The sequence below is a fragment of the Marinobacter sediminum genome (assembly GCF_023657445.1).
GTDB lineage: Bacteria > Pseudomonadota > Gammaproteobacteria > Pseudomonadales > Oleiphilaceae > Marinobacter > Marinobacter sediminum_A.
This window is the reverse complement of record NZ_JAGTWY010000001.1, coordinates 3,061,813-3,074,039: the sequence shown is the minus strand read 5'-3', so window position 1 is coordinate 3,074,039 and position 12,227 is coordinate 3,061,813. Positions and strand designations below refer to the sequence as shown.

Sequence of the window (12,227 nt, the reverse complement as noted above, 5' to 3'; positions counted from 1 at the left end):
ATTTGGCTGGCTCGATCAAAGCGCCTTGAGAGCTGCTTCGTAATCCGGCTCATCTTTGATTTCGTCAACAAGTTGACTGTGCAGAACCTTGTTGTCCTCGTCCAGGACCACGACTGCGCGGGCGCAGAGGCCGGCCAGTGGGCCATCCTGAATCGCAACCCCGTAGTCCTGCTGGAAGCTGTAGTTGCGGAACGAGGATAGGGTAATCACATCCTGAAGGCCCTCGGCGCCGCAGAAACGTGCCGCAGCGAAAGGCAGATCCGCGGAGATAACCAGGACAGCCGTGTTGTCGAGGCTGCTGGCCTGTTCGTTGAACTTGCGGGTCGAGGCCGCGCAAACGCCGGTGTCGATGCTGGGAATGATATTCAGGATCTTCCGTTTGCCGGCCCAGTTATCCAGTTTCACTTCTTCCAGACCACTGTTGGTCAGAGTGAAGGGAGGCGCATTGTCACCGGCTTTGGGGAAGTTGCCGCTAAGTTCGATGGGGTTTCCGTCGAGATTCACAGTAGTCATGGTAGGTCCTTTTTCAGTTGACTGGGCTAAGAGGTTCTCTATGTACTCTTTGTAGTCCAGTTTGGACTATCTTGCCTCCGACAAATACCCCATTCAGGCTACCGGGCGGAAACACCCTGAGGCTCGAAGTCAGACGCCGGGTAGCGCTGTACCAGCAAAAGGTAGCTGGCCAGTGCAGCGCAGGCACAGATGGCAATGATTACCGCCATAATCATCGATGTGCCGTCGTGAAGATGACCCACCAGCATGCCAACTCCGGCCGCAACTCCCATCTGCACGAAGCCATACAGCGCAGAGGCGGAGCCGGCCATACGCGGGAAGTTAGCCATGGCACCGGCCATGGTTTGAGGCAGAACCATGCCGGTCCCGACCATGAACAGGGTTTGAGGCAGGATGACTGCCCAGACGTTGTAAACTTCACTTAACGCCAGGCCGGCCATAAGGCTGCCGCCGGCGACTGCGGTTACCAGCCCCCTTACCAGAATCTGGTCCGGAAGCAGTTTTCTGCCAAGCCGAACCGCGGACAGGTTGCCGGCAACAAAACCGGCAACCATACAGGCGAAGAAGAGGCCAAAATGCTCCGGCGCCACGCCGAGGAAATCGATCAGCACGAACGACGAGCCGGACAGAAATGCGAACAGGCCCGAGAAAATCAGCGCGTTGGTCAGGGTGTAACCCAGAAAGCTGACATCGCCAGCGATGCTTCGATAGTTGCGCAGCAGGCTGCAGAGTTTCAGCGGCTGGCGGTGCTCCGGGTGCATGGGCTCAGGGATGCCAAGAGCCACGACGACCGCCATGACCAGGGCATAGCCACCGAGTGCGAGGAAGATGGATGACCAGCCGAGACCAGCGACCAGAAAACCGCCGATGGTTGGGGCAATAGCGGGCGCCAGCGCCATGATGCTGGCCAGAATGGCGAGAATCTTTGCCGCTTCCTGCGGGGTATAGATGTCCCGAATGGCGGCACGGCCAAGTACCGGGCCTGCGGAACCCCCCAGAGCTTGCAGGAACCGGCACAGAATCAGTGTTTCGATATTCGTCGCGAGAGCGCAACCAATACTGGCGATGGCGAACAGCACAAAACCACCGATCATGATCGGTTTGCGGCCGAAGCGGTCGGCCAGTGGTCCGCAAATAAGCTGGGCGATGGCAAAGCCGACCATGTAGAGACTGAGTGTCAGCTGAACCTGATCGGTACCGGTACCAAAGTCACTGCCGATCTGTGGCAGTGCCGGCAGATACATGTCGGTCGCAAGCGGGCCCAGAGCCACGGCGGCCGCGAGTAGTATGGTTGTCCAGATACTGGTTAACGTAAGCATGCTGATCCTGAATTGAGAGCAGGTGGGGTGAGGCAGGGCTTTCCGAAACCCCTGCCTCGCCTCGCCGAAGTACTGTTAGCGGGGAGTCTAGTGGTGTGTGGCTTGAAAGATAACGGCCGCAGGCCTCATACGATGTATGAATAATATTGATTGATTACTGGCTCAGCCCGTTCATGGCGGCGGCAACGCCATTGACATGGTTCCGTAACCAGCGGTGGGCGGGGTCGTTCTGGTTGCGGCGGTGCCAAAGCATCAGCAGGGTGAATGGCTTGAAGTCAAAGGGCAGGGGCGTCCAGGCGAAATCCCTGAGTAAGTGTTTGCTCATCAGTTCCGGGGCGGTGGCGAGCATGTCGGTGCCGCGCAGGAACTCCGGCAACCCGGAGAAGTTGGAGACGGTGACCACCGTGCGCCGGGTCAGGCCCCGGGCTGTGAGGGAGGTTTCCAGTCCCGGTTTCTCACCGGTGGCGAAGAGCAGCGCAATGTGGTCGGCCTTCAGGTATTCGGGCAGATCCTTCGGTGCTTCCCGCTGTTCCGGATCATAAAACACCACCATGCGGTCAGCCATCAGGCCCCGCTGCATGATGTCTGTCGATTCCGGAGCGTGGGGCGAGATGATCAAGTCGCAGACATCCTTGCGCAGCATGTCGGCACTGGGAATGCCTGATGGAATTACTTGCAGGTGTATCCCCGGCGCTTCCCGGCGCAGGATCCTTGTCAGCGGCGGTAACAGGAGGTCCCGCTGGTAATCGTTAGCGGCGATGGTAAAGGTGAACTCTGCGGTTTCCGGTGAAAATGGAGGGCCTGACGAGAGTGAATGCAGGTCGTCCAGTATCTGGCGGATGTGCGGTCCGGCTTGCAGGGCGTATCGGGTTGGTGTGATGCCACGGCCGGATTTGACGAACAGCGGGTCTCCCAGAGCCTGTCGCAGGCGCTCCAGGGTGTGGCTGACAGCGGACTGGCCAACACCGAGTTTGACGGCGGCGCGGGAAACGCTGCCTTCGTCGAGGACGGCAATGAAGGTTCCAAGGGCGCGGATGTCGAGATTGAATGTATCAACGGGGTTCATGAATGGCAGTTTACCCCAGAGAGGCCGCCATCGAAATAATTATGGCGTTGTCTGGCTCCGGAGTCCGGGGCATGGCGCTCGTTTATCTGTTAGGGTTGAGTGATTGTTCAAGCCGTTACCGTAAGATCTACGGACAGTCGGGCACAACTGGATGAGGGGGAAGTTTCGATATGACTATGCGAGTCGCGTTCGATGTCTACGGGACCCTGGTAGACCCTATGGGTATGTCGGATCTGCTGAAACAGGACGCCGGCGAAGATGCTGAAGCGGTGGCTGCCCTGTGGCGGGAGAAGCAGCTGGAGTTCTCCTTTCGCAAGGGGCTGATGAGGGTCTATGAGGACTTCGGTGTCTGTACCCGTCAGGCCTTGCGCTTCGCCATGGCAACCCGGAAATTGCCCTTGTCGCAACAGCGTGAGGACGAGTTGATGACGGCTTATTTGTCGCTGCCGGCCTTTGACGATTCTTTGCCGGCGCTGAAGGCTCTGCAAGGTCAGTATCCATTATTCGCGTTTTCCAATGGCAGTTATCCGGCGCTGGAAAAGGTGCTGGGGCACAATGGCTTGCTCGAGCAGTTTGAAGATCTGGTGTCGGTCGATGACATCAAGAGTTTCAAGCCGGACCCGGCTGTGTATACCTATGCGCGTCGGAAAACCGGGGCCTGGGATGAGCCGTTGTGCCTGGTGTCCAGCAATGCCTGGGATGTCATTGGGGCCCGGGCTGCAGGGTTGCTGGCGGTCTGGGTTAAGCGGGATTCGGAGAAGGTGTTTGAGGACTGGGGGATTGAGCCTTCTGCCGTTATTGGCTCGCTTTCTGAGTTGCCCGCTACTCTGAAGAATCTCTAACTTCGGTGGTGCGACCGTTGGCCGGGGTCTTCCAAAACCCGCTCAAGTACGTCCCTGTAGCGCTTGAGCTCCGCCATCCTTGGCTCCGCACAGTTTTGGAAGACCCCGGCCAACGGTCGCTCGTTTTACGGAGCCAGCCGTCGCTAAATGATATTTCTCAGTTAGATCGCTCTGCCAACCACTCAGCCAATGCCATCCAGCTTTCCTTCGGCGCTTTGCTGCCGGCCAGAATGCCCATATGGCCACCGGGTACGACCCGAAAGGTCTTGTCTTCAGAGCTGACGTGGTCCATCACCCGATTGGCGGCGTCTGGCGTGACCATGGAGTCGTCGCTGCCGGCGATGGCCAGTAAGTTGGCGTTTACGTTTTCCAGCCGGGCGATGTCGTCGCCGATCTGGATATCACCTTTGGAGAGCTGGTTGTCGATCCAGACTCTTACGACGGTGTCCTGGATGATGCCGCCGGGGTAAGCGACCATCCGGTCGAGGAAGGCGGAGGTGGTGGCGTGGTTAGTGACGAATTCGCGGTCGCCCAGGCGTACCACCAGTTCCCAGTAGCTCATCACGCTGGCGATGGGGCTGGTCAGTTTGAATCCGATGGTGTTGGCCCAGCCGGGGGTGTGGAACCAGTGGGGTTTGACGTCGTGGATCCGGAAGCCGGTGCGTTTGCGCACGAAGTCGGCGACGTCGGCCATGCGCTGGTTCAGCAGGCCAAGGATACCGGAGGCGTGGCTGTCGATGGGGGAGCCGAGCACGATGGCGTTGCGTACGTGCTGGTCGTTGCTCAGGGCGGAGTAGAACAGGGTGAACATGCCGCCCAGACTCCAGCCGTGCAGGCTCAGTTCCTGTTCGCCGCTGTGTTCGCGCACCCGGTTCAGGTACGCCGGTAATAGTTCGGCCACGTAGGTGTGCAGGTTGTAATGGCTGTGTGCTCTTGTTGGTACGCCCCAGTCGATCAGGTAGACCTCGAAGCCTTTGGCGCGCAGGAATCTTACCAGGCTGCGCTGGGGAAACAGGTCGTAGATGAGCATGTTCACAGCCAGCGGCGGGATAATGACAATGGGGGTACGGTGAGTCTGGCGCGCGACTGGAATCACCGAGTCATCCAGTTCGATGAAGTCTTCTTCAAGCGGCGGGTAGTAGCGGAGACTCACCAGTCCGTCACTGTGCAGTGTCTCAAACGGCGTTTGTCCGGCCTGCACCAGGCTGGCGGCGCGGAATACCCGGTCGAAGGCATTGCCGGCATAGAGGGCGGTCTGCTGGGTCAGCCCCGATGCCTTGTCGGCGGCGGACTTAACGAAGTTGGGCATTGATGTTTCCATAGCATTTTGACCGGGGATTGTGATGAACAACGGAGTAGGGCAACAATAAGCCACGTTGGCAGGGGCCGGCTATGGCAAATCCGTCCAGTCTCAGTGGCAAAGAGGTCACTTTCGGCTACTGCCCAAGTCCTTCTGCGGTTGCTATCATTGGCTTCTATTTGAACAAAACAACCACAATTGGAATCCCATGCTTAGTTTCCTTCCTGCTCCTGTTATCGGCGTACTTAATTCCATTTTGCTGGGCATCAATACTCTGTTCTGGTGCATCCTGCTGTATATCCCGGCCATACTGAAGCTCATTGTCCCGATCAAGGGCTTCCAGGTGCTCTGCACCAAGGCGATCATTGCCATTGCCGAAGCCTGGGTTGCCTGTAATGTCGGCTGGATGAAGTTGACTCACGGAACGAAGTGGGACGTGAAAGGCGCGGAAAACCTGAAGCGGGAGAGCTGGTATCTGGTACTCAGCAACCACCAGAGCTGGGTGGATATCCTGGCCATGCAGCGGGTGTTCAATCACCGTGCGCCGTTCCTGAAGTTTTTCCTGAAACAGCAGCTCATGTGGGTCCCGGTCATCGGCCTGGCCTGGTGGGGGCTCGACTTCCCCTTTATGAAGCGCTACACCCGCGAGTACCTGATCAAGCATCCGGAAAAGCGTGGTGAAGACCTCAAGGCCACCCGTGTTGCTTGCGAGAAGTTCCGCCACACGCCGGTCAGCGTGATGAACTTTGTGGAAGGCACCCGCTTTACCCAGGTCAAGCACGATAAACAGAAGTCGCCCTATAAGCACCTGCTCACACCGAAAGCCGGTGGCGTGGGGTTTGTTCTCGATGCCATGGGTGATTCGATTCAGACCCTGGTGGATGTCACCATTGCCTATCCCGGCGGTGCGCCGACGTTCTGGGATTTTATCTGCGGACGGGTGAAGGAAGTCAGGATGGAGATCCACACAGCGGAAATCCCGGAGCACCTCAAGGGCCGGGACTATTCAGCGGACGCTGAGCACCGCAGGAATGTGAAGGACTGGCTGGCGGAGCAGTGGCGAGCCAAGGACGAACGGCTGGAGCGGATGCTGGGTTGAGCCTGACAGGATGACGACTCAGTCTCTGTCTTTGTCGTCATCGTCTTCCACCTCATCCGGGTGCTCGCGCTTGTAGCGTTCCCATTCTTCCCAATCGTGAGGTGTTCCGGCATGGGGCCTGCGCAAGTGCTTGGCGTGCTCCATGGCGTTGTTGCGAAGGCTGTGATCCCGATCCTCGTCTTCCTTGTCGAAACCGTACTTCTTCAGAAACTCGTCGGGTGTGATGGGCATGGCGCACCTCCATCAAACAGGGAATGTCCCTTAGATTACGATGCGCCTGCCCTAACGGTTTTTCAACTGTTCGCCGAGTCTGTGCCTGTGAGCTGGATCTCTTCGGCTTCCACCAGTTTGAAATTGATCTGACGGCGTTCTTCGTCCACACCTGCAAAGGTGACCTTCACCGGCTGCTCCAGCTGGAAGATGCGGCCGTTTTTGTTATGGATCAGGCGCAGGGTGACCGGATCAAAACTGTACTTTCCGTCCAGATCCTTGCAGCTCACAAAGCCTTCGAGGCCATTGGCGTCGAGCCGGACGAAAAAGCCGGCCGGGACTGTGCGGCTGATGACGCCAGACAGGGTTTCTTCGCCCAGGGTCCTGGCAAAATCGCTCTTCAGCCAGGCTTCCAGACTGCTGGCGGCCTGACGGGCACGAATCTGGGCCTTCTGCAGGTTTTCCAGCTGATCCTCCGTCAATGCCTTCATGGGCACGTCCCAAAGGGCAGCCTTGATCAACCGGTGCACATAGAAGTCCGAGAACTTGCGCAACGGTGAGGTGAAGGTGGTATAGGCGTCGAGCCCCATACCCTGGTGCGGCGCTGCTTCAAACCCTAATTCGGCGCGGGCCAGCTGGCGGGAAATGATGGCTTTCACCGGCACTTCGGCCCCGAGCTTCTCAGTGTGCTTCATCAGATGCCTGAAACCTTCCGCGCTGTTGGCGTCTACGTCTGACAGGTGCGGCGCGTGGCTTTCCAGCAGGGCACGGATGTTATCAATACGGTCGTCCCGAAGACCCGGGTGCTGAATAAACAGGCCCGAGGCCTGGCGCGCCAGGAACCCGGCGGCACATCGGTTGGCGGCCACCATGCATTCCTCAACCAGTCGGTGGGCTTCGTTCTGCACCGAGGGCTCAATCAGGCGAATGCGCTTGTTCTCATCCAGGCGCAATCGGAATTCCGGCCGGTCGCCGCTGAGAAGGGCATGCTCATTGCGCCATTTGCGCAGGGCAGTGGCCACCTGGTGCAGTTGATCCAGGCTGTTGGCAACGGCATCCGGCAGCGCCTTGATCTCGTCGTCTTCGCGGCCCTCGATCAGGTTGGCCACCAGCTCATAACTGAGCTTGCGGTGTGAGCGGATGACGGCCTGATGGAAGCTGTAGTCACCGAGGCTGCCATCGTTGTTGACTTGCAGGTCACACACCAGTGCCAGGCGGTTGACGTCGGGCATCAGAGAGCACAGGCGGGTGCTGATGCTGTCCGGTAGCATCGGCAGGGGTTCGCCCGGAAAGTAGATGGCAGTGGCACGATTGAAGGCCTCCTGCTCTGCCGGGCTGTCAGGCTCAAGGACCGACGTCGGATCGGCAATGGCAATGGACAGGGTCCAGCCCGTGGCGTTGGGTTCCGCCAGCAGAGCGTCGTCCATATCCTGTGTGCCCGGACTGTCGATGGTTACATAAGGCTGAGCGGTACGGTCTTGCCGGCCGGCTTCATGCGCTTCGATATCCTTCTCACTGAGGCTGTCGGCCTGGGCCTGAACCTGTTCTGGCCAGGTATCCGCAAGATCGAAGGTTGCCAGGGTCAGTGAACGTTCAATCCCCGGCTCGCCGGCCTTGCCAATCACCCGCAGGATACGGGCCTGGCCCTTGCCATCCTTGATCGGGTGCTTGTGAATCTCGCAATAGATGTAGTCGTCCGGCTTGGCGTTCATGCGCTCTTTCGGAGGAATGAAAATCCAGCGGTTGATGCCGGGAGTTTCCGGTACCACGAAATGGCCTTTGCCTTTGACCAGGTAACGGCCGACAAAGGTGGTCAGCCGGGTCTCCAGGAGTTCATCCACCGCACCCTGGACCTTGCCTTTCTCGACTTCCTGCTCGGTCACGTTCACCCGGTCGCCGGGCAGAACCTTCTGCATCTCTTCCGGAGGCAGGAAAACGTCCCTGCCTTCATCAAGGGCGACAAACCCGAAACGGCCGTTGGTGGCTTTGACGGTGCCGGGAAAGACCACCTTGTTTTCCTCGATGTCGGATTTCAGCTGGCGCAACTGGCTGAGAGCGTCGGCATTAAGCATGAAGTAACCTGGCTGGTAAAAAATGGATTATGGGGCGGAGTATAACGGTTATGGACCCATGCGTCAGACGGAGGGCGCAGGTATTAAAGACTTTTAAAGCTGCCCGCTACATCTCGGCCCAAAAACGCTGGAGATTGGCGAGCGACTTGGTAAGCAGATCAAATTCCGTGGTCTTGCCATCCCGCTCAAAGAGCTGTCTTCGGGCGGTATCAAGATCAAACAGAACTTCTCGCTGGGCCGGGTCACGGATGGTGCTCTGTATCCAGCCGATGGCTACACGGCGCTGCCCCCGGGTGACCGGCTCGACCCGGTGCAGGGTAGACGAAGGGTAGATGACCGCCGATCCGGCCGGAAGCTTGTAGGATTGTTCACCGGCCGTGGTATCCGTAACCAGTTCACCTCCGTCATAACTCTCGGGCTCATCCAGGAACAGGGTAAAGGATATATCTGTTCGCAGCTTTGCATCTCCGCGGCCCATCACCGGGTCATCCACATGATTCCCGTAAGTCATGCCGTCACGATAGCGACTGAAAATAACAGGCGTCATTTTCAGCGGGCGCACCGCCATCTGGAAAAGCGGGTGTTCACTCAGTGACTTTTCAACGTCGGCTCGGAGACGGCGGGCCTCATCGCTGGATGCCTGCATCTGCTCGTTATTCTTGACCAGTCGCGCATGCCAGCCAGCAGTTTTCCGGCCATCTTCGAAATGACCCTCGTCCATGGCCAGCTTTGCGCGCGTCAGTTGATCGCTTGTCAGAATATTGCCAACGCACAGAATCATTGCGCCTCCAAACCTAAATAAGAATGATTTGCACTAAGATGTATGATTGAAGCATCATGCACCACCGTGTACAAAGCATCAATACCACCGTTGGGAAAGCGTGTCTCTGCGGAACGTGGACAGGAGGATCTAATGAGAGATCAGAAACTGAAATTGTGGATGGGTATCGGCGTGGCGACGCTGCTTGCCAGCTCAGGCGTTAGCGCTGACCAGAATGATGGTCATCATGACGAGATGATGAAATCCGGGACTCATGGCGGTGAGGGCGGTGAACATCACGGTGGCGAAAACGGTGAACACCATAACGATATGACTGCTGAGCATCATGGCGGTGAAGGTGGTGAGCACCACGATGACATGGGCGATATGCATCACGGTGGTGAAGGCGGTGAAGGTGGCGAAGGCCACGGTAGCCAGCCGGGCCCTGCCTTCAGCTATTTCTCAGCCGGCGGCGAAGGCGGTGAAGGTGGTGAAGGTGGAGAGGGCGGTGAGTCAGGCTCTCCGGCACTTTCAGATGGCGCCTATGTTGCGATGGTCCAGATGATGCAGGGACACCTGATGGCGGCCAGAGAACTGATCGAGGCCGGCAAGGTTGCTGATGGGCGGCCACACCTGACGCATCCCTGGATCGAGGTTTATCCGATGATGGGAAGCGCACAGAAGCTTCAGGGAAGCAGCGAACTGGGGCAAAAGCTGAAAACGCTGGCTGAGAAAGCCGGACAGGTAGAAGTATGGTCTGATGCTAAACCGGCGTTCCAGGCTGCCTGGGACGAGACCGAAAAGGCCGTTACTGTTCTCGAAGGTAACAGGGCGCAAACTCCGGCTACGGTGTCGAAAGTGGTTTTGGCATTAACCAAGCAGGCGGTTCTGGAATACGATGAGGCACTTGAGGGTGGTCAGTTCGTGGCAGAGCACGAATACCAGGATGGCCGGGGCTTTGTTCTCGCCGCCCGTGAGTACCTGGTTAATCATAAGAAGGCGCTGAAAAAGCAGAACGGGGAAGCCTGGCGGGACGCGCAGAAGGCACTGAGGCAGCTACAGAAAGCCTGGCCTGACGCAGAGCCACCCGGCCGTCCCGTGGTCGCCGTTTCCGATCTGTACGCGAGACAGGCTCGTCTTGAGCTGGCACTTGCCCCCTACCTCTACTGAGGGGGCGCTGGCCGGGGCTGATCACGCCCCGGCCTTGCCTGCCGACCGGTTTCAGCTCCCCGCTGTGACCAGACCATTTTGGGCGGTGGCAATGCACACCCGGTTACGCCCCTGATTCTTGGCCTGGTATAACGCCCTGTCGGCTTGCCTGAGAATGGTGTTGCTGTTGTCCTCAGCGCTGCAGAGATAGCCGCCGACACTGACCGTCACGTTATGCCCGGTCTTGCCGCTCTCCTGCTCGACCAACTGACGTATACGCCCGGCGATTTGCTCAAGTGTCTGCTGGTCACAGGGCGACAGAAGGACTACGAATTCGTCGCCGCCCCAGCGCCCCGGGTGGTCATAGGGGCGAACTCCGGCCTTCAGCCAGAGGGCCACGCGACACAGGATCTGATCACCCGCCTGATGCCCGAGCTGGTCATTGACGGTCTTGAAGTGATCGATGTCGAGCCAGATGATGCCGAAGCCGGTGCCCTGTCGTTTCGCCCGCTGAATTTCCTCATCCAGGACTTCATCCAGCCCACGCCGGTTTTTCAGGCCGGTGAGCGGGTCGATGCGAGCAAGGCGGTTCAGGTCATCCGTGCGTTGGGCCACCTTGTTCTCGAGTTCCCGGGTAGAGTGTCGGAGGCCGTGGCTCATTTTCTCAAAATGGTCTGCCAGACGGCCAATCTCATTATCCGGTTTGTCCAGTCGTGGTAGTTCAAAGCTGCCATCCCTGACCTTTTCGACCGCATGCTCCAGAGTGACGATGGGTTTGAGAATCCTGGATTGGATAATCAGATGGAACAGCACCAGGGCCACAAGAAGGCTGACCAGAAACACGCCTACCAGGGGCCAGAGATAACTCTTCGGCAGCAGTGTGTTCAGGTCCAGCAAGGTAATTTCAAACCAGCCAATGGCGGGCAGGAAGGCCACTCCGGCCAGATGCTTGTTTCCGTCGACGGTGACAAAACCGCTTTCCACGTCGCCCACCTGATCCCCTTTCTTTTTAAGCAGTTGCAACATGCCGAGGATTTGTTGCTTGTCTTCGGGTTCGTCAAACAGCAGATCGACGGTATTCTTCTGGCCTTCGGGCTTGATGATACTGGCAAAATCTATGAAGTTCTGGTCGCGGTACAGCTGAATCGCACCGTTGTAGTCCACGAACAGAGTGGTAATGCCGTCCTGTCCGATATCGACGATATCCTGAAGGAAGTCGTCCAGATTGAGGCCGGTGCCAACCATGCCGACGATCTGGTTGTCCGGGCCACGCATGAGTACGTCGATCCAGAGTTTGGTGACACCGAGCTCGACATCCGGGTTCACGTTCAGGTGAAAATCCCGCCCCTCTTCGATTAACTGAAAGAACCAGGCGTCATCCGGCTTGTCCGGATCCAGTACATACCGGAATTGATCGCCGGCGAATTCGTTGGCAGCGTTGTTGTAGTAATAATGACCATTCTTGCGCAAGGCGACGAAGTAACTGTTGTCCCTGAAATTGGAACGGAAACTCTCCATCTGGCGAATGGCGTCAGATTTGAGTGCCTGATCTTCAGGTGCCTGTGCCCAGTTGATCAGAGCCGATGATTGGGCCATCTGCTTTGCCAGGCCGATCTCTCTTTCAAGAGATTGCAGGAGTCGGGCGCTGTCATAGCGAACCTGTATTTCCGCAACCTGCTGCCCCCAGCGCTCAATGATGTCTTCGGACAGCTCCCGGTAGGCCAGCCAGGAGGTAACGGATGTGACGATAATCAGACCGGCGGCCAGGCCGAGAATACGAGTTTTCAGGCTCAAAAAAAGGCTCCCTCACAGTTATACACAATCACCGGGGGCGCTATGATAGAACACCGATTGAGCAGAGTGTAGGGAAAACAGACAGAGTAACGTTGATTTGGCG

At 57.9% G+C, this 12,227-nt stretch carries 11 protein-coding genes; 3 read left to right on the top strand and 8 right to left on the bottom strand.

The annotated features are described in order from the left end of the window. Positions 1-15: 15 nt before the first annotated feature. From tpx to KFJ24_RS14515, 3 genes are all read right to left on the bottom strand, one after another. The gene (gene tpx, locus KFJ24_RS14525) at positions 16-513 is read right to left on the bottom strand and encodes a thiol peroxidase (RefSeq protein WP_250831805.1); all 498 of its coding nucleotides are present in this window, start codon (positions 511-513) and stop codon (positions 16-18) included. A 98-nt stretch (positions 514-611) separates the two neighbouring features. Next, on the bottom strand, positions 612-1,832 hold the full coding sequence (locus tag KFJ24_RS14520; RefSeq protein ID WP_250831804.1) for a Bcr/CflA family multidrug efflux MFS transporter: 1,221 nt from the start codon (positions 1,830-1,832) through the stop codon (positions 612-614). Positions 1,833-1,986: 154 nt separating this feature from the next. After that, positions 1,987-2,898, bottom strand: coding sequence for a LysR family transcriptional regulator (locus tag KFJ24_RS14515; protein ID WP_250831803.1), 912 nt, complete (start codon positions 2,896-2,898; stop codon positions 1,987-1,989). A gap of 170 nt (positions 2,899-3,068) precedes the next feature. Between KFJ24_RS14515 and KFJ24_RS14510 the strand changes: the two genes are divergently transcribed. Continuing rightward, the gene (locus KFJ24_RS14510; protein ID WP_250831802.1) at positions 3,069-3,740 is read left to right on the top strand and encodes a haloacid dehalogenase type II; all 672 of its coding nucleotides are present in this window, start codon (positions 3,069-3,071) and stop codon (positions 3,738-3,740) included. Between the two features lie 157 nt (positions 3,741-3,897). Here KFJ24_RS14510 and KFJ24_RS14505 read toward each other — a convergent pair whose 3' ends face one another. Then, positions 3,898-5,049 (bottom strand): alpha/beta fold hydrolase, encoded by a 1,152-nt coding sequence (locus KFJ24_RS14505; RefSeq protein WP_250831801.1) that lies wholly within the window; start codon positions 5,047-5,049, stop codon positions 3,898-3,900. 199 nt (positions 5,050-5,248) lie between these two features. On the opposite strand from KFJ24_RS14505, the gene KFJ24_RS14500 reads away from it, so the two are divergent. Beyond that, a complete protein-coding gene (locus KFJ24_RS14500; RefSeq protein ID WP_250831800.1) occupies positions 5,249-6,139 on the top strand; it encodes an acyltransferase in 891 nt (296 codons plus the stop codon). 18 nt (positions 6,140-6,157) lie between these two features. Here the strand turns inward: KFJ24_RS14500 and KFJ24_RS14495 are convergent, their stop codons facing one another. The 3 genes from KFJ24_RS14495 to KFJ24_RS14485 all read right to left on the bottom strand — a co-directional run bounded on the left by KFJ24_RS14495 (position 6,158) and on the right by KFJ24_RS14485 (position 9,202). After that, positions 6,158-6,370, bottom strand: a complete 213-nt coding sequence (locus KFJ24_RS14495) for a hypothetical protein (protein ID WP_250831799.1) — start codon at positions 6,368-6,370, stop codon at positions 6,158-6,160. A 62-nt stretch (positions 6,371-6,432) separates the two neighbouring features. Further along, positions 6,433-8,421 carry a ribonuclease R family protein gene (locus KFJ24_RS14490; protein ID WP_250831798.1) on the bottom strand — a complete coding sequence of 663 codons (1,989 nt, stop codon included), beginning with the start codon at positions 8,419-8,421 and terminating at the stop codon, positions 6,433-6,435. A gap of 106 nt (positions 8,422-8,527) precedes the next feature. Continuing rightward, positions 8,528-9,202, bottom strand: a complete 675-nt coding sequence (locus KFJ24_RS14485) for a Fe2+-dependent dioxygenase (protein WP_250831797.1) — start codon at positions 9,200-9,202, stop codon at positions 8,528-8,530. A 132-nt stretch (positions 9,203-9,334) separates the two neighbouring features. Between KFJ24_RS14485 and KFJ24_RS14480 the strand changes: the two genes are divergently transcribed. Then, positions 9,335-10,351: a hypothetical protein gene (locus KFJ24_RS14480; protein WP_250831796.1), complete on the top strand. Its 1,017-nt coding sequence runs from the start codon at positions 9,335-9,337 to the stop codon at positions 10,349-10,351. A 51-nt stretch (positions 10,352-10,402) separates the two neighbouring features. Here the strand turns inward: KFJ24_RS14480 and KFJ24_RS14475 are convergent, their stop codons facing one another. After that, positions 10,403-12,124: a GGDEF domain-containing protein gene (locus KFJ24_RS14475; RefSeq protein ID WP_250831795.1), complete on the bottom strand. Its 1,722-nt coding sequence runs from the start codon at positions 12,122-12,124 to the stop codon at positions 10,403-10,405. Between the last annotated feature and the right edge of the window lie 103 nt (positions 12,125-12,227).

Bases quoted from the DNA above. Each gene is read 5' to 3' on its own strand.
- tpx (WP_250831805.1), bottom strand. From the start codon at position 513: ATGACTACTGTGAATCTCGACGGAAACCCCATCGAACTTAGCGGCAAC.
- KFJ24_RS14520 (WP_250831804.1), bottom strand. From the start codon at position 1,832: ATGCTTACGTTAACCAGTATCTGGACAACCATACTACTCGCGGCCGCC.
- KFJ24_RS14515 (WP_250831803.1), bottom strand. From the start codon at position 2,898: ATGAACCCCGTTGATACATTCAATCTCGACATCCGCGCCCTTGGAACC.
- KFJ24_RS14510 (WP_250831802.1), top strand. From the start codon at position 3,069: ATGACTATGCGAGTCGCGTTCGATGTCTACGGGACCCTGGTAGACCCT.
- KFJ24_RS14505 (WP_250831801.1), bottom strand. From the start codon at position 5,049: ATGCCCAACTTCGTTAAGTCCGCCGCCGACAAGGCATCGGGGCTGACC.
- KFJ24_RS14500 (WP_250831800.1), top strand. From the start codon at position 5,249: ATGCTTAGTTTCCTTCCTGCTCCTGTTATCGGCGTACTTAATTCCATT.
- KFJ24_RS14495 (WP_250831799.1), bottom strand. From the start codon at position 6,370: ATGCCCATCACACCCGACGAGTTTCTGAAGAAGTACGGTTTCGACAAG.
- KFJ24_RS14490 (WP_250831798.1), bottom strand. From the start codon at position 8,421: ATGCTTAATGCCGACGCTCTCAGCCAGTTGCGCCAGCTGAAATCCGAC.
- KFJ24_RS14485 (WP_250831797.1), bottom strand. From the start codon at position 9,202: ATGATTCTGTGCGTTGGCAATATTCTGACAAGCGATCAACTGACGCGC.
- KFJ24_RS14480 (WP_250831796.1), top strand. From the start codon at position 9,335: ATGAGAGATCAGAAACTGAAATTGTGGATGGGTATCGGCGTGGCGACG.